15 protein-coding genes are annotated in these 18,843 nt (G+C 73.2%); 10 read left to right on the top strand and 5 right to left on the bottom strand.

Annotation, left to right across the window (positions count from 1 at the left end; genetic code table 11):
• Positions 1-179: 179 nt before the first annotated feature.
• The gene (ybaK, locus tag J3R08_RS27230) at positions 180-659 is read right to left on the bottom strand and encodes a Cys-tRNA(Pro) deacylase (RefSeq protein ID WP_043328327.1); all 480 of its coding nucleotides are present in this window, start codon (positions 657-659) and stop codon (positions 180-182) included.
• 54 nt (positions 660-713) lie between these two features.
• Entirely contained in the window at positions 714-1,946 is a 1,233-nt protein-coding gene (locus J3R08_RS27225) for a methyltransferase domain-containing protein (protein ID WP_166456940.1), read from the bottom strand.
• Between the two features lie 256 nt (positions 1,947-2,202).
• Between J3R08_RS27225 and groES the strand changes: the two genes are divergently transcribed.
• The 3 genes from groES (at position 2,203) to J3R08_RS27210 (ending at position 6,073) form a co-directional block, all read left to right on the top strand.
• Complete coding sequence (groES, locus tag J3R08_RS27220; protein WP_018222648.1) at positions 2,203-2,517, top strand: co-chaperone GroES; 315 nt, start codon at positions 2,203-2,205, stop codon at positions 2,515-2,517.
• Positions 2,518-2,587: 70 nt separating this feature from the next.
• Positions 2,588-4,231, top strand: a complete 1,644-nt coding sequence (gene groL, locus J3R08_RS27215; RefSeq protein ID WP_209963226.1) for a chaperonin GroEL — start codon at positions 2,588-2,590, stop codon at positions 4,229-4,231.
• A 60-nt stretch (positions 4,232-4,291) separates the two neighbouring features.
• Positions 4,292-6,073 carry a sulfite oxidase gene (locus tag J3R08_RS27210; protein ID WP_245254818.1) on the top strand — a complete coding sequence of 594 codons (1,782 nt, stop codon included), beginning with the start codon at positions 4,292-4,294 and terminating at the stop codon, positions 6,071-6,073.
• 347 nt (positions 6,074-6,420) lie between these two features.
• On the opposite strand, the gene J3R08_RS27205 is transcribed toward J3R08_RS27210, so the two are convergent.
• Positions 6,421-6,804, bottom strand: a complete 384-nt coding sequence (locus tag J3R08_RS27205) for a WhiB family transcriptional regulator (RefSeq protein WP_013288543.1) — start codon at positions 6,802-6,804, stop codon at positions 6,421-6,423.
• A gap of 252 nt (positions 6,805-7,056) precedes the next feature.
• Between J3R08_RS27205 and J3R08_RS27200 the strand changes: the two genes are divergently transcribed.
• Positions 7,057-7,869: a response regulator transcription factor gene (locus J3R08_RS27200; protein WP_166456937.1), complete on the top strand. Its 813-nt coding sequence runs from the start codon at positions 7,057-7,059 to the stop codon at positions 7,867-7,869.
• Between the two features lie 12 nt (positions 7,870-7,881).
• Here the strand turns inward: J3R08_RS27200 and J3R08_RS27195 are convergent, their stop codons facing one another.
• Entirely contained in the window at positions 7,882-8,286 is a 405-nt protein-coding gene (locus J3R08_RS27195) for a DUF5319 domain-containing protein (RefSeq protein ID WP_043328334.1), read from the bottom strand.
• Positions 8,287-8,483: 197 nt separating this feature from the next.
• On the opposite strand from J3R08_RS27195, the gene guaB reads away from it, so the two are divergent.
• The 4 genes from guaB (at position 8,484) to J3R08_RS27175 (ending at position 14,235) form a co-directional block, all read left to right on the top strand.
• Positions 8,484-10,046: an IMP dehydrogenase gene (guaB, locus tag J3R08_RS27190; RefSeq protein WP_064446576.1), complete on the top strand. Its 1,563-nt coding sequence runs from the start codon at positions 8,484-8,486 to the stop codon at positions 10,044-10,046.
• Positions 10,047-10,076: 30 nt separating this feature from the next.
• Entirely contained in the window at positions 10,077-11,195 is a 1,119-nt protein-coding gene (locus J3R08_RS27185) for a GuaB3 family IMP dehydrogenase-related protein (protein ID WP_043328337.1), read from the top strand.
• A gap of 98 nt (positions 11,196-11,293) precedes the next feature.
• A complete protein-coding gene (locus J3R08_RS27180; RefSeq protein WP_209963219.1) occupies positions 11,294-12,688 on the top strand; it encodes a M1 family metallopeptidase in 1,395 nt (464 codons plus the stop codon).
• An 89-nt stretch (positions 12,689-12,777) separates the two neighbouring features.
• A complete protein-coding gene (locus J3R08_RS27175) occupies positions 12,778-14,235 on the top strand; it encodes a M1 family metallopeptidase (protein WP_209963217.1) in 1,458 nt (485 codons plus the stop codon).
• Between the two features lie 4 nt (positions 14,236-14,239).
• On the opposite strand, the gene J3R08_RS27170 is transcribed toward J3R08_RS27175, so the two are convergent.
• Positions 14,240-15,340, bottom strand: coding sequence for an LCP family protein (locus J3R08_RS27170; protein WP_209963212.1), 1,101 nt, complete (start codon positions 15,338-15,340; stop codon positions 14,240-14,242).
• Positions 15,341-15,480: 140 nt separating this feature from the next.
• On the opposite strand from J3R08_RS27170, the gene J3R08_RS27165 reads away from it, so the two are divergent.
• Both J3R08_RS27165 and guaA read left to right on the top strand, forming a co-directional pair.
• Entirely contained in the window at positions 15,481-17,163 is a 1,683-nt protein-coding gene (locus J3R08_RS27165) for an FAD-dependent oxidoreductase (RefSeq protein WP_209963209.1), read from the top strand.
• Positions 17,164-17,282: 119 nt separating this feature from the next.
• Entirely contained in the window at positions 17,283-18,839 is a 1,557-nt protein-coding gene (gene guaA / locus J3R08_RS27160; RefSeq protein ID WP_064446570.1) for a glutamine-hydrolyzing GMP synthase, read from the top strand.
• Positions 18,840-18,843: the final 4 nt, after the last annotated feature.

Below are 18,843 nucleotides of genomic sequence, written 5' to 3'. Positions count from 1 at the left end.
GAGTGGTGATGTTTTGTTGTGTCCGGCAACGTATTCCCCGCCTCCCATGCGCCGCAAGACTGCCGAGGTCAGAAGTTTGTTGGCGGCGGTAACAATTCAGCAACGCGGTTGTCACCCGCGAGACACCGCCGGGAGAGCGTGCTCCGGGAACGCTCCCACACGTACCGTCACGAGCCCGCTCAGGTGGCGGCGATCGATGCCGTGGCCGCCCCGGTGAGCGCCACCAGATCCGTCGGCGTGAGCTGCACCTGCAATCCCCGGCGGCCCGCCGACACGTACACGGTCGGGTGCGCCAGCGCCGAGGAGTCGACGACTGTCGGTAGCCGCTTACGTTGGCCGAGCGGACTGATGCCGCCCCGCACGTACCCGGTCGCCCGCTCGGCCACCGCCCGGTCCGCCATCACCGCGCGCTTGCCGCCCACCGCGGCGGCCAGCGCCTTCAGGTCCAGCTCGCCGGTCACCGGCACCACCGCCACGGTCAGCCCGCCGTCGACCTCGGTGACCAGCGACTTGAACACCCGGTCCGGTGCCACCCCGAGCGCCGCGGCCACGAGCGCGCCGTAGTTCGGCGCGTCCGGCGAGACGTCGTACGGGTGGATGCTGTGGGCGATCTTCCGCTTGCTCAGCAACGCGATCGCCGGAGTGCCAGGGCCCGCCACGGGCTCAAGCTAACCCGCGCGCCGCGACACCGCGAGCTGGAAACGTGAGCCGGGTCAGCCGCCGACCGGAACCGGCCGGCACACGAGCACCGTGGGGTCGCCCGCCACCCGGGTCAGCACCAGGTCGGCCGCCGCCTCGCCGGACAGCCGCAGGTCACGGCGCAGCTTCTCCGGCTCCAGCGCCGACCCGCGCTTGCGGATCTCCACCCGGCCGACCCGGCGTTCCCGCAGCAGGGCGCGCAGCCGCTTCAGCGAGAACGGCAGCACGTCGGTGATCTCCAGGCAGCGGGCGAACGGGGTGGGCCGGGCCTCGTCGGCGTACAGGTAGGCGATCGACGGGTCGGCGAGCGTGGCGTCGAGGTCGGCAGCGAGTTCGGCGACCAGGTGCGCGCGGACGACCGCCGGGTCCGGGTCGTAGAGGAACCGCCGGACCGGCCCCACCTCCGCTTCCTGCGCGCCCGTGCCGGTGAGGTGATAGGAAGGGACCCTTTTACTACCGGAGGCGTTAAGAAGGGGCCCTTCCTTCTCGCGCAGCAGAGTGGCGCGGCGGGGGACCTCGGCCAGCTCGCCGCACCAGAGCGCGGCCTCGACCAGGTCGCCGTCCACGCTCACCCACTCCGCCTCGGCGCCCGCCGGGATCAGCGCGTGGTCCAGCCCCGGCGCGACCTTCACCACTGTGCGCGGCACCCGCGCGGCGAGACCGGTGACGAAGTCCCACGGCGGGGAGTAGGAGTTCGGGTCGAAGACGCGCCGCCCGGTGCCGGCCCGCCGCCGCGCCGGATCGCAGAACGCGCCGTCGACGCGGCTCACGTCGAACTCCGTGGCGTCGCCGCACTCGACTGTCACCAGATCGGCGAGCCCGGCCGCCTCGGCGTTCGCGGCGGCCATCGCGGCGGTCAGCGGGTCGGCCTCCACCGCGTACACCCGGATGCCGGCGCGGGCGGCGGCGAGCGCGTCGGCGCCCAGGCCGCAACCCAGGTCGGCCAGCGTGGTCACGCCCGCGGCGCGCAGCCGTGCGGCCCGCCGGCCGGCGACCACCCCGCGGGTGGCCTGCTCCAGCCCGGGTCGGGTGAGGAACATCCCGGCCGCCGCCGCGCCGAACTTGCCTGCTGCCCGGCGGCGCAGCTCGGCCTGGGTCAGCGCGGCGGCGGCGAGGTCGCCCGGAATCCCGGCCGAGCGCAGCGCGGCCGCCGCCGCCAGCGGGTCGCCGCCGGCCACCCGCCCGGCCGCGGCGAGCGCCGCCGACCCCTCGGGGGTACGCAGCACGGCGAGCAGGTCGAGATCCACGCGCCCATTCTCCCGGGCCGGTTCCGGCGCGACACGGAGGGCGACGCGCGTTGGCACTCTCCTTGACGGAGTGCTAGCCGAGGAATAACCTGCGATTAGCACTCTCACCCTGAGGGTGCCAACGCCCGAGCCTCGTGCCCGGGGGTTGAGCGCCAGGCGGACCGGCACCCGCGACGACGGCCCCGCCCGGTGGCATGTGGCAGATTGACGCTGGTCGGCACGCCGGCCGGCAACGACACCAAGTACCCGGGAGGGTATGCCCGTGACTACCGCGACCAAGGTTGCGATCAAGCCGCTCGAGGACCGCATCGTGGTCCAGGCGAACGAGGCCGAGACCACCACCGCCTCGGGCATCGTGATCCCCGACACCGCCAAGGAGAAGCCGCAGGAGGGCACCGTCCTCGCTGTCGGCCCGGGCCGGATCGACGACAAGGGCAACCGCGTGCCGATCGACGTGAAGGTCGGCGACACCGTCCTCTACTCGAAGTACGGCGGCACCGAGGTCAAGTACGCCGGCGAGGAGTACCTGGTGCTCTCCGCCCGCGACGTCCTCGCGGTCATCGAGAAGTAAGCAACCGATCAGTGTCGTTGCCCCGGTCCGGCTCGCCGGGCCGGGGCAACGTCGCTTCGAAGGGATACTGATGGCGAAGATCCTCAGCTTCTCGGACGACGCCCGGCACCTGCTCGAGCACGGTGTCAACGCCCTCGCGGACGCGGTCAAGGTCACCCTCGGCCCGCGCGGGCGCAACGTCGTCCTGGACAAGAAGTTCGGTGCGCCCACGATCACCAACGACGGCGTGACCATCGCCAAGGAGATCGAGCTCACCAACCCGTACGAGAACCTCGGCGCGCAGCTGGTCAAGGAGGTGGCGACCAAGACCAACGACGTCGCCGGCGACGGGACCACCACCGCCACCGTGCTGGCCCAGGCCATGGTCCGCGAGGGCCTGCGCAACGTGGCCGCCGGCACCAACCCGACCGGCCTGAAGCGGGGCATCGACGCGGCGGCCGCCAAGGTCTCCGAGGCGCTGCTCGGCAAGGCCGTCGAGGTCTCCAGCAAGGAGTCGATCGCGCACGTCGCGACCGTCTCCGCGCAGGACGCCGCGATCGGTGAGCTGATCGCCGAGGCGATGGAGAAGGTCGGCCGCGACGGCGTCATCACCGTCGAGGAGGGCTCCGCGCTCACCACCGAGCTGGAGGTGACCGAGGGTCTCCAGTTCGACAAGGGCTTCATCTCGCCGAACTTCGTCACCGACCTGGAGGCGCAGGAGGCGGTCCTGGAGGACCCGTACATCCTGATCACCACGCAGAAGATCTCGGCGATCGAGGAGCTGCTGCCGCTGCTGGAGAAGGTTCTCCAGAACAACAAGCCGCTGCTCATCGTCGCCGAGGACGTCGAGGGCCAGGCCCTGTCGACGCTCGTGGTCAACGCGCTGCGCAAGACCGTCAAGGTCTGCGCGGTCAAGGCCCCCGGCTTCGGCGACCGCCGCAAGGCGATGCTCCAGGACATGGCGATCCTGACCGGCGCCGAGCTGGTCGCCCCGGAGTTGGGCTACAAGCTCGACCAGGTCGGCCTGGAGGTGCTCGGCACCGCCCGCCGCGTCGTGGTCGACAAGGAGAACACCACTGTCGTCGACGGTGGCGGGCAGGCCTCCGAGGTCGCCGACCGGGTCGCCCAGATCCGCAAGGAGATCGAGGCCTCCGACTCGGAGTGGGACCGGGAGAAGCTGGCCGAGCGGCTGGCGAAGCTCTCCGGCGGCATCGCCGTGATCAAGGTCGGCGCGGCCACCGAGGTCGAGATGAAGGAGCGCAAGCACCGCATCGAGGACGCCATCGCCGCGACCAAGGCCGCGGTCGAGGAGGGCACGGTCCCGGGTGGCGGCGCCGCCCTGGCCCAGATCCTGCCGGCGCTCGACGACGACCTGGGCTTCACCGGTGACGAGAAGGTCGGCGTCTCGATCGTGCGCAAGTCGCTCGTCGAGCCGCTGCGCTGGATCGCCCAGAACGCCGGCCACGACGGCTACGTGGTGGTGCAGAAGGTCGTCGGCAAGGACTGGGGCCACGGCCTCGACGCCGCCACCGGCGAGTACGTCGACCTGGCCAAGTCCGGCATCATCGACCCGGTGAAGGTGACCCGCAACGCGGTCAGCAACGCCGCCTCGATCGCCGGCCTGCTGCTCACCACCGAGAGCCTCGTGGTGGAGAAGCCGGCCGAGCCGGAGCCGGCCGCCGGTGGCCACGGCCACTCGCACGGGCACGGCCACCAGCACGGCCCGGGCTTCTGACCCGAGGAGTACGCCCGACGTCAGGGCACACCGCCGACCCGGTGGTGTGCCCTGACGCATATGTCCTTACGGATCGCTGACGAGATTGGCAGCCGGGCCCGCGGGGCGACCAGACTGGAGCCCGTGAGCACCCTCTCCCCCCGCCGGGCGGCGTCGGCCGGTGTCGTCGCCGCCGTGGTGGCGCTCGGCGCCGCCGAACCCGTTGCGGTCCTGACCGGCCCCCGGTCCGCTCCACTCGTCGCCGTCGGCGGACTCGTCGTCGACCTGGTGCCCGAGCCGCTCAAGCAGCTCGCCATCGACGTCTTCGGCACGTACGACAAGATCGCGCTGCTGATCGGGACGGCGCTGCTGCTGGCCGTCTTCGGCGCGCTGCTGGGCCTGGCAGCGGCCCGGCGGCTGGTGATCGGCCTGGCCGGCATCGCCGCGTTCGCCGCGCTCGGTGCCGCCGCCGCGCTGACCCGGGCCGGCGCGGACGCCTTCGACGCGCTGCCCTCCCTGGTCGGCGGCGGACTGGGCGCGCTGACGCTGTGGGCGTTCGTGGCCGGCCCGCTGAGCCCCGACCTGGCGCACCGGAAGCGACCGGGGCGTGACCGGTCCGAAGCCGTGCGACGCGACCGGGCCGGGACCGGCCCGGCGGAGCGCGACGGGGCCGCTTCGGCGGACAGCGAGCCGCCGTCCGCGTCGCCCCCGCCATCCGCCCCGCCTCCGGCGGTCGCCGCGCTGGCCCGGGAGAGGGAGACGCCGGGCGGCTGGGAGCCGGTCCGGCACGACGACGCGGAGTCGCGGCGGCGGTTCCTGCGTGGCGCCGGGCTGCTCACCGGCGCGGCGGCGGTGGCCGGGCTGGGCGGGCACTGGCTGGCCGGCCGGCGCGGCGTATCGGCGGCCCGGGACGCGGTGACGCTGCCCGCCCCGGTCGCGCCCGCCCCACCGGTGCCGGCCGGAGCGGACCTGTCGCTGTCCCGGCTCGCGCCGTACGTCACGCCGAACCGGGAGTTCTACCGGATCGACACCGCGCTGGTGGTGCCGCAGGTGGACCCGGTCACCTGGCGGCTGCGCATCCACGGGCGGGTCCGCAACCCGATCGAGCTGAGCTTCGACGACCTGCTCGCCCGCCCTATGGTCGAGCGCTACGTGACGCTCGCCTGCGTCTCCAACGAGGTGGGCGGCGACCTGATCGGCAACGCGCGCTGGCTCGGCGTACCGATCAGGGACCTGCTGGACGAGGCCGACCCGGAGGACGGCGCGGACCAGGTGGTCGGGCGCGCCGTCGACGGCTGGACGTGCGGCACGCCCACCTCGGTGCTGCGCGACGGGCGGGACGCGCTGCTCGCGGTCGGCATGAACGGCGAGCCGCTGCCGATCCAGCACGGCTTCCCGGCGCGGATGGTGGTGCCCGGCCTCTACGGGTACGTCTCCGCGTGCAAGTGGATCACCGAGCTGGAGCTGACCAGCTTCGCCGACTTCGACGCGTACTGGGTGCCGCGCGGCTGGTCAGCGCAGGGCCCGGTCAAGACGCAGTCCCGGATCGACACGCCCCGGCCCCGCAGCCGTCCCGCCGCCGGTCCGGTGACCGTCGCCGGTGTGGCGTGGGCGCAGCACCGCGGCATCAGCCGTGTCGAGGTACGCGTGGACGGCGGCCCCTGGCAGGAGGCGACGCTGGCCCCGGCAGTGTCGGCGGACACGTGGGTGCAGTGGTCGTGGCGGTGGGACGCCACACCGGGCGAGCACACGCTCCAGGTCCGGGCGACCGACAGCACCGGCGAGACCCAGACGGAACAGCGCGCCCCGGTCGCCCCGGACGGCGCGACGGGATGGCACACGGTAAGGGTCACAGTCACCTGACCCGCACCGTCGCGAGGACCGCTCTCGGTGGGGAGATGGCCTGCCCGTGCCACTGGCGGGTGCCTGCCGATCGGGTGCGCGCCGCTTGGCTCCGGCCTGAGTCCAGACTCCCGAGCGCTCACGAAAGAGATCTTGGTATGAAACGGCCCCTATAAGGGCCGTTTCATACCAAGATCTATGTGGTGTCCTAGCCTCTGGAACGCCGATCCTGGTATTCGAAACGGTAGGCGAGTCGCCCAGCGGCGGCCTTCGCCGCGCCGGGGTGCGGGGGCCAGCGGATGCCCCGGGCCACGACACGACGCCGCGCCCCGGGATCCGGGGCGCGGCGTCGGGGGTCGTGAAGCCGGTCAGGCGACCTTGCGCTGGTCCGGCACGGCGGTGTTGTGCGGGCGGCCGAGGCGCGCCTCCAGCCGGGCGATGTCCACCTTGGTCTGGCGGCGGTCGGCCAGGTCCTCCCAGCCGAGCGCGAGCAGACGCAGCCGCTCGGACTCGCTGAACCCGCCCCAGACGCCGTACGGCTCGCGTACGGAGAGCGCGTGGGCGGCGCACTCGGCGCGTACCGGGCAGGCGCGGCAGACGGACTTGGCGCCCATCTCGCGGCGCAGCCGGGAGGAGCCGCGCTCGCCGTCCGGGTGGAAGAACTGCGCGCTGTCGCGGCCACGGCAGGCCCCGAGCCGCTGCCAGTCCCAGAGCTCGTCGATCGGTCCAGGCAGCCTACGTACGTTCGACATCAGCACCCCTCCTCCCGCGCGGCACCGCGGAGAATGTTCGTGGCCAGCTACCGGGCGGCGGTCCGCGCGGGATGCCGGTTCCGGATGAACCCCTCGGTACCCGAGCGGTCCGCGCCTCACACATCTGTGATCGAAAACCTCGGACAGTCGGTGGCATATGCCCCATCTGTCGGAAAAGTTCGGATGATTGCCCGGAACCCCCTCCCGAGCCCACCTCCGCATGGTCTGCTCTGAGTCGGAGAGGAGACCACTGTGCGTAGTGTTCTTGTGTGCGTTCGGACACCATTGGCGGCCCAGCATCTGACCTCCGCGGCGGCGCGGCTCGGGCTGTCCGGCGTCGTCCGGACGGCCGTCTCCGATCCGGAGGTGATGTTGCGGCTCGCGGAGCGCCCGGTGGACGTGGTGCTCGCCGACACCGCGCTGACCCGGCCGGACAGCGCCGGTTTCGTGCGCCGGGTGCTGGCCCGCGCGCCGCAGGCGGCGGTGCTGCTGCTCGGGGCCGAGGAGTCGGAGTCGGCGGCGGCCACCATCAGCGCCGGAGCGCGTGGCCTGATCCAGAACGCGGACCACGATCTGACCAGCGCGGTCGCCAAGGCGCTGCTGCTGCTGTCCGCTCCCGGCCGGAGCAACAGGCACCGGGTGGCGGACACCGCCCGGGACGCGGCAGCGGTCGGCGGTCCGGCCCGGTCGGCGGGGCGTACCCCGGGTGGGCCCGGCTGGCCGGCGGTGGCGCCGGTGGACGCGGCCGGCCTGCCCACGGTGGTGCCGGTGCAGCGGGGTGAGGACGCGGAGGATCCGGCGGCGGCCGACGCGGCGGAGGCGGCCCGCCCGGGCGCCGGTCAGCGGCCGGCCCGGACGCCGCGCGGCGCCATCGGGCTGACCGAGCGGGAGCTTCAGGTGCTGCTCGGCATGGCCGAGGGCAAGAGCAACGCGGAGATCGGGCGGGAGTTGTTCGTCTCCGAGGACACGGTCAAGACGCACGCCCGACGGTTGTTCCGCAAGCTCGGGGCGCGGGACCGGGCACACGCCGTGGCGGCCGGCTTCCGGGCCGGCCTGGTCGCCTGACCCGGGCCGGAGTCACTCCGACGCGGAGTCGTCGGTGCCCTCGGTGAGCGTGTCGTGCACGCCGTCGGCGTAGCCACGGGCGTAGTCCCAGCTCACGTAATGGTCCGGGTCCGGGTCGTAGGCCGGTTCGTGCACCCGGGGGCGCCCCGAGTTGAGCAGGTGGCGCAGGTTGCCGCGCAGCAGGTCCCAGTCGAAGTAGTGCGGCTCGCGGCAGTCCTCGCACTCGATCACCAGGCCGCGCACCCCGATCGGCTGGAGCAGCGCCTGGTAGATCTCCAGATCGGCGAGGTCCTCCAGCACGTCCTGGCGTTCGACGTCGGTCAGCGGGTCGAGCGCGTCGTCGTCGCCGGGATCGTGCAGACCGGCAGCCGGATCGGCAGGGTCGCCGTTGAACGGGTCGATGGGCTCGTCGTGCACCCCCTCACCGTAGTCCCCGGGCCGCCGGAAAGCCCGCCCCAGGCCGCGCTGTGGCCCGGCCTACCCCCGGGCCCGCCGCTGCCCGGACGGGAACGGGCCAGTGGGTACGATGAGGCGACGCGCCGTCACCAGGCGCCTGCCGGTGCCCCCGCGCGCCGCCTCGCTGCAGCCCGATCGACCAGCTCAGGGGAGCAATCGTGGAGAATTCGCCCAGCACCGAGATCCCGGCCGGCACCGACGGCGGGGAGCTGGGTGGCCATCTGCCCGAGCTGCCGGCCGGTTCGGCCCGGGTGGTACCGCTCGGGTTGACCTTCGACGACGTGCTCCTGCAGCCGGGCGAGTCGGACGTCGTACCCAGCCGGGTGAACACCCGTACCCGCCTGACCCGCAACATCGAGCTGACCGTGCCGCTGCTGTCCAGCGCGATGGACACGGTCACCGAGGGGCGGATGGCGATCGCCATGGCCCGCCAGGGCGGCATCGGCGTGCTGCACCGCAACCTGTCGGTGGAGGACCAGGCGCTCCAGGTCGACCTGGTGAAGCGCTCCGAGTCCGGCATGATCACCAACCCGGTGACCGCCAGCCCGGACGACACGCTGCGCGAGGTCGACGCGCTCTGCGGTCGCTACCGCATCTCCGGCGTGCCGGTGATCGACGGGCAGGGCCAGCTGGTCGGCATCGTCACCAACCGCGACATGCGCTTCGTCTCCGACCCGGCCACGCCGGTCCGCGAGATCATGACGCGCACCCCGCTGATCACCGCCCCGGTCGGCGTGAGCAAGGACGACGCGCTCGGCCTGCTGCGCCAGCACAAGATCGAGAAGCTGCCGATCGTGGACGCGGGCGGCAAGCTGCGCGGCCTGATCACGGTGAAGGACTTCACCAAGAGCGAGCAGTACCCGAACGCGACCAAGGACGACGCGGGCCGGCTCCGGGTCGCCGCCGCGGTGGGCGTGGGCGAGGACGGCTACAAGCGGGCCCGTGCCCTCGTCGACGCCGGCGTGGACGTGGTCATCGTGGACACCGCGCACGGGCACCAGCGGGCCGTGCTGGAGATGGTGGCCCGGCTCAAGCGGGACGTCAGCATCGACATCGTGGGCGGCAACATCGCCACGTACGCGGGCGCGAAGGCGCTCGTCGAGGCCGGCGCGGACGGCGTGAAGGTGGGCGTCGGCCCGGGCGCCATCTGCACCACCCGGATCGTGGCCGGGGTCGGCGTACCGCAGATCACCGCGATCATGGAGGCGGCCCGGGCCGCCCGCCCGGCCGGCGTGCCGGTGATCGGCGACGGCGGCATCCAGTACTCCGGCGACATCGCCAAGGCGCTCGTCGCGGGCGCCGACACGGTGATGCTCGGCAGCCTGCTGGCCGGCTGCGAGGAGAGCCCCGGCGAGCTGATCTTCATCAACGGCAAGCAGTACAAGGCGTACCGGGGAATGGGCTCGCTCGGCGCGATGCAGTCGCGTGGCCAGGGCAAGTCCTACTCCAAGGACCGTTACTTCCAGCAGGACGTGCTCGCCGAGGACAAGCTGGTCCCGGAGGGCGTCGAGGGCCAGGTGCCCTACCGGGGTCCGCTGTCCGCGGTCGCCCACCAGCTCATCGGCGGCCTCCGCGCCGCCATGGGGTACGTGGGCGCGGAGAGCATCCCGGAGCTGCACCGGCGTGGCCAGCTCATCCGGATCACCGCGGCCGGGCTCAAGGAGAGCCACCCGCACGACATCCAGATGACGGTCGAGGCGCCCAACTACCACTCCCGCTGACCCACCACCCCCAACCACCTGGAGTCCCTCATGCGTGACGTGGTCGAGATCGGGCTGGGCAAGACCGCGCAGCGCGGCTACCACCTGGACGACATCGCCATCGTGCCGAGCCGCCGCACCCGGGACGTCGACGACGTCTCCACGGCGTGGCAGCTCGACGCGTACCAGTTCGGCATCCCCTGCGTCGGCCACCCCTCGGACGCGACCATGAGCCCCGCCTCGGCGGTCCGGCTGGGCCAGCTCGGCGGCCTCGGCGTGCTCAACGTCGAGGGCCTCTGGACCCGGTACGAGAACCCGGCCAAGGTGCTGGAGGAACTGGCCGGTCTCGGCGAGGACGCGCGGGCGACCAAGCGCCTCCAGGAGGTCTACGCCGAGCCGATCCGGCCCGACCTGATCGCCGAGCGGGTACGCGAGCTGCGCGAGGGCGGCGGCACGGTGGCGGTGCGGGTATCGCCGCAGCACACCCTCGCGCTGGCCCCGGTGATCCTCGACGCCGGCGTGGACATCCTGGTCATCCAGGGCACGCTCGTCTCGGCCGAGCACGTCTCCACCACCGACGAGCCGCTGAACCTCAAGGAGTTCATCGCCGACCTCGACCTGCCGGTCATCGTCGGCGGCTGCACCGACTACAAGACCGCGCTGCACCTGATGCGTACCGGCGCGGCCGGTGTGATCGTGGGCATCGGCGGCGACGACTGGTCGACCACCGAGTCGGTGCTCGGCATCCGGGTGCCGATGGCCACCGCGATCGCCGACGCCGCCGCTGCCCGCCGCGACTACCTGGACGAGACCGGCGGCCGGTACGTGCACCTGATCGCCGACGGCGACATGCAGACCTCCGGCGACATCGCCAAGGCACTCGGCTGCGGCGCGGACGCGGTGATGCTCGGCGAGCCGCTGTCGCTCTGCGAGGAGGCGCCGGCCGGTGGCGCCTGGTGGCACTCCGCGGCCAGCCACCCGTCGCTGCCCCGGGGCGCGTTCGAGGTGGCCGGCGAGCCGCTCGGCTCGATGGAGAAGCTGCTGTTCGGCCCGGCCGACGAGCCGGATGGCCAGCTCAACCTCTTCGGCGGCCTGCGCCGCGCGATGGCCAAGTGCGGCTACCGCGACCTCAAGGAGTTCCAGAAGGTCGGGCTGGTCCTCGACCGCTGAGCACCGCTGAGCACCGGCTGAGCACCGCATGACGGCGCGGGCGGCGGCCCGGACGTGTTCCGGCCCCGCCCGCGCCGTCGCGCGTCTAGGCTCGCCGGGTGAGACGGGGGCGGATCTGGGCGGCAGGGCTGGTGGCGGCGGCGCTCGCGGTGAGCGGATGCACGGGCGGCGACGACAACGGGTTCCGGCCGGGCGCGGCGGACGCCGGTGACCCGTACGTGCCGGGGGCCGGCAACGGCGGCTACGACGTGGGCCACTACGCGCTCGACGTGCGCTACGACCCGGCCGGCGACAGGCTCGCCGGCACCGCCACGCTGACCGCCACCACCACCCGTGCGCTGTCCCGGTTCCAGCTCGACCTGGCCGGGCTGGACGTCGAGCGGGTCCGGGTGGACGGGGAGGCGGTGAAGCACCGCCACGACGGCGCCGAGCTGATCGTCACCCCGCCGCGCGGGCTGCCGCCGGGGAAGCGGCTCACCGTCGAGGTGACGTACGGCGGGGTGCCGCAACCGCTGCCGAACGCCGAACTCGGCGACGGCGGCTTCCACGCCACACCGGACGGCGCGATCGCGCTCGGCCAGCCGGAGTCGGCGAGCACCTGGTACCCGGTCAACGACCACCCGTCGGACAAGGCGACCTACGACTTCACGATCACCGTGCCGGACGGGCTCGCCGCGCTCGCGAACGGCGTGCCGGAGGGCAAGACGTCAAGCGGCGGCTGGACCACCTGGCGCTGGTCGGAGCGCGCGCCGATGGCCAGCTACCTGAGCACGCTGGTGATCGGCGACTACCGGGTCAGCACCGGCACGCACGCGGGCAAGCCGCTGGTCACCGCCGTCGCCGAGGCGCTGCCCGCGGACGGGCCGGCCGCCGCGTCGGTGGCCCGCACCGGTGAGATCGCCGACTTCCTGGCCGAGCGGTTCGGTCCGTACCCGTTCGAGGCGTACGGCGGGATCGTGGTGGCCGACGAGCGCATCCGGTACGCGCTGGAGACGCAGAGCCGGCCGGTCTACGGGCCGGGCTTCTTCCGGGGCGACCGCCCGAACACCGAGGTGGTCGCGCACGAGCTGGCCCACCAGTGGTTCGGCGACAGCGTCTCGGTGGCCCGGTGGAGCGACATCTGGCTCAACGAGGGCTTCGCCACGTACGCCGAATGGCTCTGGGCCGAGCACGACGGCGGCCGGACGGTGGCGCAGACGGTCGCCGAGCGGTACGCGGACACCGACTGGTCGAAGCCCACTGTCGACCCGGGCCGGTCCGGGATGTTCGGCGACGCGGTCTACCAGCGGGGCGCGCTCGCGGTGCACGCGCTGCGCCGCGCGGTCGGCGACGAGACGTTCTACCGGGTGCTGCGCGGCTGGCTGGCGCAGCACCGCAACGGCAACGTCACCACCGCCGACTTCGTCGGGTACGCCGAACGCACGTCGGGGCGGCCGTTGCGGACGCTGCTGGACGCCTGGCTGGTCGGCGCGACGCCACCGGGACTGCCGTGACGTGGGCGTGACCGCCGCTGGGTAGGCTGCCGCGGGCGGAGCGGCCCGTGGGCGGGGCCGCTGTTCGGGACCCCGGAGGGATCGAGGCGATGACGCGGCGCGGCGGACGACGACGGCTCGGGCTGCTGGCCTGCACGACGCTGCTGGTGGCCGGCTGCGGCTCGGCCGAGCCGGACCCGGGACCGGCGTCTCCCACCACCGCCGCCCCGGCGGCCACGCGCAGCTTCGCGGCGGGCGCGGCCGGCGCGGGCGACCCCTACTTCCCGAGCTACGGCAACGGTGGCTACGACGTCGCGCACTACACCGTGAAGGTGCGCTACGACCCGGAGACGGACAAGCTCAGCGGCACCACCACGATGCGGGCCACCGCGACCGCCGACCTGTCCGCGTTCAACCTGGACCTGGCCGGGCTGACCGTCCGCGCGGTGACTGTGGACGGCGCCGCCGCCCGGCACAGCCGTACCGGCAACGAACTGGTGGTCACCCCGGCCACCGGGCTGACCTCCGGCAACGGGTTCACCGCCGAGATCCGGTACGACGGGCGGCCGGAGCCGCTGCGTACCGAGTCGCTGGGCGAGGGCGGCTGGCTGCACACCACGGACGGGGCGATCGCGCTCGGTCAGCCGGAGTCGGCGAGCACCTGGTTCCCGGTGAACGACCACCCGTCGGACAAGGCGACCTACGACTTCGAGATCACCGTCCCGAAGGGACTGACGGCGGTCTCCAACGGCGTGCCGAAGGGGAAGTCGACAAGCGGCGACTGGACCACCTGGAAATGGTCGGAGGGCGCGCCGGCGGCCAGCTACCTGACCACCGTGGCGATCGGGAAGTTCCGGGTCACCACCGGCGAGCACAAGGGGCGGCCGGTGTACAGCGCGGTCACCACGCAGCTGCCCCAGGGCGCCCCGGACCGGTCGATCGCGCGTACCGTCGAGGTCGCCGACTACCTGGAGAGCGTCTTCGGGCCGTACCCGTTCGACTCGTACGGCGGCGTGGTGATCGACGACGACCGGATCCGGTACGCGCTGGAGACGCAGAGCCGTCCGGTCTACTCGGCCAGCTTCTTCCGGCAGGGCGACAACACCGGCGTGGTCGCGCACGAGCTGGCCCACCAGTGGTACGGCAACAGCGTGTCGATCCAGCGCTGGCAGGACATCTGGCTCAACGAGGGGCTGGCCACGTACGCCGAGTGGCTGTGGGCCGAGCACAGCGGCTCGACCACAGTGCAGCGCACGTTCGAGCAGAAGTACGCGAACGCCGGCTCGCAGGTGTGGCGGACGCCGCCGGGCAAGCCGGGGGTGGAGAACCTGTTCAGCCGCTCGGTCTACGACCGGGGCGGGATGACTGTGCACGCGCTGCGGGTGGCGGTGGGCGACACCGCGTTCTTCACCGTCCTGCGTACCTGGGCGGCGGAGCGGAAGAACGGCAACGCCACCACCGCCGACTTCGTCGCGCTGGCCGAGCGGGTCTCGGGCAAGAAGCTGGCGAAGGTCTTCGACCCGTGGCTGTACGGCACCGAGCGCCCGCCCGCCCCGAAACCGCTGTAGGTCCTCAGTTCTTGACGCGCAGCGACGGGTGGGCGGTCAGGAAGGCGTCGGCCCGCCCGTCGCGCAGCGCGGTGAGGAAGTCGCGGCCCAGCGGCTTGAGCTGCTCGCCCCGGTACGCGCCGCCGCTGCTCACCCCGGCGCCGGGCAGCACGACGAGCGTGAGCCGGTCGGCCGGCAGGCCACCGAGGGCGTACGCGAAGTCGACCAGGTCGCGGCCGCCTCCGGCGTACACCAGGGTCTTGCCGAGCGCGGCGACCACCTGCTCGACCCGCTGCGGGTCGCGCGCGGTGCCCTGGTCGACGATCTTGCGGGCCAGCGCCCGGAGCAGTTGCTGCTGGTGCCGCTGCCGGGTGTAGTCGCCGCCCGCGGTGTAGCGCTGCCGCGCGTAGTCCAGCGCCTGCCAGCCGGTCAGGTGGCGGGTGCCCGTCTCGTAGACCATCTGCGGCCCGGTGTAGCCGCCGCCGGTCAGCGTCCGCATGGTGCCGTCGGGGCGGCGGTGCCGGGAGGCGACCCGCTGGTCGACGTAGAGGTCCACCCCGCCGAGCGTGTCCACCAGCTTGTCGAAGCCGCCGAACGTGATCACCGCGCCGGCGTCGATGCGCAGCCCGGTGTAGCGGGAGACGGTGGTGCGCAGCAGCTCGTACCCCTGGGCGGTGCTGGGGTTGGCCTTGTCGCCCGGCACCCGGCTGCCGTAGCTCATCGCGTGGGTGAGCTTGGTCCGGCCGCCCGGGTAGCGCGCCTTCGGGTAGGCGGGGATGTCCACCACCAGGTCGCGGGGGAGCGAGAACAGGTACGCCCGGTCCAGCCCGGCGGGTACGTGCAGCAGCAGCACGGCGTCGGCGTGCGGCTCCCAGCCGGGGATGCTGACCCGGGTGTCGACGCCGACGAGCAGCAGGTTGAGCGGGCCTTTCAGGTCGGCGCCGGGCGGCGGCGTCGGGCTGGCGGTGGTCGGGGCGGGCGTCGGCGAGGCCGGTGGCGTGGTGCTCGGGCCGGCGGCCGGGGCGGCCGGACGGTTCGCCACCAGCCGGGTGGTCACCACCGCTCCGGTGGCGACCAGCAGCGCGGCCACCAGCGCGGCCAGGCCCAGCAGGCGTCGTCTCGTCACGTTCGTGCCTCCCCGTGTGATTCGACGCGCCAGGAGGGCCCAGAGGTTGCAGTGGTGGGAATCCCGGCGATCGAGCGCTCTGCATGATGTGCGAAAAGGTCTCGTTGGCGCTATAGCTACTCGTCGGTAATGATGCGTCCATGCGCTACGACGTGGTCGTCATCGGGTCCGGGTTCGGCGGCAGCGTCACCGCGCTGCGGCTGGCCGAGAAGGGTTACTCGGTCGGCGTCCTGGAGGCCGGGCGGCGCTTCGCCGACGACGAGTTCCCGCGTACGTCCTGGCGGGCGCGACGGTTCCTCTGGGCGCCCCGGCTCGGCTGCTTCGGGCTCCAGCGGATCACGCTGCTGCGCTCGGCCGACCGCAAGGCCGGCGGCGGCGTGCTCGTGCTCTCCGGCGCCGGGGTGGGCGGCGGCTCGCTCGTCTACGCGAACACGCTCTACGAGCCGCTCGACGCGTTCTACGCCGACCCGCAGTGGCGCGACATCACCGACTGGCACGACGAGCTGGCCCGCCACTACGACCAGGCGAAGCGGATGCTCGGCGTCACCACGTACCCGATCGACACCCGCGCGGACCGGGCCGTCCGCGCGGTGGCCGAGCGGATGGGGGTGGCGCACACCTACCACCCGACGCCGGTCGGCGTGCACATCGGGCGGCCGGGCGAGCGGGTGGCCGACCCGTACTTCGGCGGGGCCGGCCCGGACCGCACCGGGTGCAGCCACTGCGGGTCGTGCATGACCGGCTGCCGGCACGGCGCCAAGAACACGCTCGTGAAGAACTACCTCTGGCTGGCCGAGCGGCTCGGCGTGCAGGTGCACCCGCTGACCACCGTGACCGCCGTGCGCCCCGACCCGGCCGGCGGGTACGCGGTGCACACCGAACGCACCGGCGCCTGGCTGCGCAAGCGGCGCGAGGTGATCCACGCCGACCAGGTCGTCTTCGCGGCCGGCGCGCTCGGCACCCAGCGGCTGCTGCACGAGATGAAGGCGACCGGCGCGCTGCCGGCGCTCTCGCCCCGCCTCGGCGAGCTGACCCGCACCAACTCCGAGGCCATCCTCGGCGCCTCGGTGGCGCCCGGCGCGGCCCGGAAGCGCGGCCTCGACTTCACCGAGGGGGTGGCGATCACCAGCTCGTTCCACCCCGACCCGCAGACCCACATCGAGCCGGTCCGGTACGGCAAGGGCTCCAACGCGATGGGCCTGCTCCAGTCGCTGCTCGTCGACGGCGGTCCCCGCCGCGCCCGGCGCTGGCTGGGCAGCATCGTCCGGCAGCCCCTGCTGGCGGCGCGGATGCTGTCCGTACGCCGCTGGTCCGAGCGCACCGTGATCGCGCTCGTCATGCAGTCGGTCGACAACTCGCTGACCACCCGCTACCGCCGGGGCCGGCTGGTCTCCGGCCCCGGCCACGGCGCGCCCAACCCGACCTGGATCCCGGCCGGCAACACGGCGGCCCGGCTGCTCGCCGAGGAGATCGGCGGCACCCCGGGCGGGGCGGTCACCGAGCCGTTCAACATCCCGGTCACCGCGCACATCCTCGGCGGCGCGGTCATCGGCGCCTCCCCGGACGAGGGCGTCATCGACCCCTGGCACCGGGTGTACGGCCACCCGGGGCTGCACGTGGTGGACGGCGCGGCGGTCTCGGCGAACCTGGGCGTCAACCCGTCGCTGACGATCACCGCGCAGGCCGAGCGGGCCATGTCGTACTGGCCGAACAAGGACGAGGCGGACCCGCGCCCGGCGCTCGGGTCGCCGTACACCCGGGTCGCGCCGGTCCCGCCGCGGCGGCCCGCCGTCCCCGCGCACGCCCCCGCCGCCCTGCGGTGAAAGGAAGGGCCCCTTCTTAACGCCTCCGGTAGAGGAAGGGGCCCCTGTTAACACATTCACCCCGCCACACCGCCGGGGCGCGTCCGCGCGCCCGGTGACTGTCGGTAGGCTTTGCGCACATGAGCACGCCTCGCCCCGTCCTCGTGGTGGACTTCGGAGCCCAGTACGCCCAGCTCATCGCGCGCCGCGTCCGCGAGGCGAAGGTCTACTCGGAGATCGTCCCGCACTCCATGCCGGTGTCCGAGATGCTGGTGAAGAACCCCGCCGCGATCATCCTGTCCGGCGGTCCGGCCAGCGTGTACGCGCCGGACGCGCCGCAGATCGACGCCGGCGTGTTCACCGCCGACGTGCCGGTCTTCGGCATCTGCTACGGCTTCCAGGCCATGGCCCAGGCGCTCGGTGGCACCGTCGCGCGCACCGGCAACCGCGAGTACGGCGGCACCCCGCTGCGCCCGCGCCTGACCGAGCCCGGTGTGCTGCTGCGCGACCTCCCGGCCGACCTGCCGGTCTGGATGAGCCACGGCGACTGCGTCACCGAGGCGCCGGAGGGCTTCACCGTCACCGCCGAGTCGGCGGGCGCCCCGGTCGCCGCGTTCGAGGACCTGGCCGGCCGCCGCGCCGGCGTGCAGTTCCACCCGGAGGTCGGGCACACCGCGCACGGCCAGGAGATGCTCACCCGCTTCCTGTACGACATCGCCGGCATCGAACCGACGTGGACGCCGTCGAACATCATCGACGAGCAGGTCGCCCGGATCCGCGAGCAGATCGGCGACAAGGAGGTCATCTGCGGTCTCTCCGGCGGCGTCGACTCGGCGGTCGCCGCGGCGCTCGTGCACCGTGCCGTGGGCGACCAGCTCACCTGCGTGTTCGTGGACCACGGCCTGCTGCGGGCCGGTGAGGCCGAGCAGGTCGAGAAGGACTACGTCGCCGCCACCGGCATCAAGCTGAAGGTGGTCGACGCCCGGGAGCGGTTCCTCGGCGCGCTGGCCGGGGTGACCGACCCGGAGCAGAAGCGCAAGATCATCGGCCGGGAGTTCATCCGGGTCTTCGAGGCCGCCGCCCGGGAGATCGCGGCGCACGGCGACGTGGAATACCTGGTGCAGGGCACGCTCTACCCGGACGTGGTGGAGTCCGGCGGCGGCACCGGCACCGCCAACATCAAGAGCCACCACAACGTCGGCGGCCTCCCCGAGGACCTGAAGTTCTCACTGGTCGAGCCGCTGCGCACGCTGTTCAAGGACGAGGTTCGCACGATCGGCCTGGAGCTGGGCCTGCCCGAGGCGATGATCTGGCGGCACCCGTTCCCCGGCCCGGGCCTGGCCATCCGGATCATCGGCGCGGTCGACGAGGAGCGTCTCGCCGTGCTCCGCAAGGCCGACCTGATCGCCCGGCAGGAGCTGACCACTGCCGGCCTGGACCGGGGCGTCTGGCAGTTCCCGGTGGTGCTGCTGGCCGACGTCCGCAGCGTCGGGGTGCAGGGTGACGGGCGCACCTACGGTCACCCGGTGGTGCTACGCCCGGTCTCCAGCGAGGACGCGATGACCGCCGACTGGTCCCGGCTGCCCTACGACGTGGTGGCCCGGATCTCCACCCGGATCACGAACGAGGTCGCCGAGGTCAACCGCGTGGTCCTGGACGTGACGAGCAAGCCGCCGGGCACCATCGAGTGGGAGTGACGCC

Origin of the sequence: Micromonospora sp. HB375 (genome assembly GCF_017872985.1) — a bacterium.
GTDB classification, from domain to species: domain Bacteria; phylum Actinomycetota; class Actinomycetes; order Mycobacteriales; family Micromonosporaceae; genus Micromonospora; species Micromonospora chalcea.
This window is presented reverse-complemented; position numbering and strand designations above follow the sequence as displayed.

What these genes read in the sequence shown, in the direction of transcription:
- groES (WP_018222648.1), top strand. Translation starts at nt 2,203, where the DNA reads ATGCCCGTGACTACCGCGACCAAGGTTGCGATCAAGCCGCTCGAGGAC.
- groL (WP_209963226.1), top strand. Translation starts at nt 2,588, where the DNA reads ATGGCGAAGATCCTCAGCTTCTCGGACGACGCCCGGCACCTGCTCGAG.
- J3R08_RS27210 (WP_245254818.1), top strand. Translation starts at nt 4,292, where the DNA reads ATGTCCTTACGGATCGCTGACGAGATTGGCAGCCGGGCCCGCGGGGCG.
- J3R08_RS27205 (WP_013288543.1), bottom strand. Translation starts at nt 6,804, where the DNA reads ATGTCGAACGTACGTAGGCTGCCTGGACCGATCGACGAGCTCTGGGAC.
- J3R08_RS27185 (WP_043328337.1), top strand. Translation starts at nt 10,077, where the DNA reads ATGCGTGACGTGGTCGAGATCGGGCTGGGCAAGACCGCGCAGCGCGGC.
- J3R08_RS27175 (WP_209963217.1), top strand. Translation starts at nt 12,778, where the DNA reads ATGACGCGGCGCGGCGGACGACGACGGCTCGGGCTGCTGGCCTGCACG.
- J3R08_RS27165 (WP_209963209.1), top strand. Translation starts at nt 15,481, where the DNA reads ATGCGCTACGACGTGGTCGTCATCGGGTCCGGGTTCGGCGGCAGCGTC.
- guaA (WP_064446570.1), top strand. Translation starts at nt 17,283, where the DNA reads ATGAGCACGCCTCGCCCCGTCCTCGTGGTGGACTTCGGAGCCCAGTAC.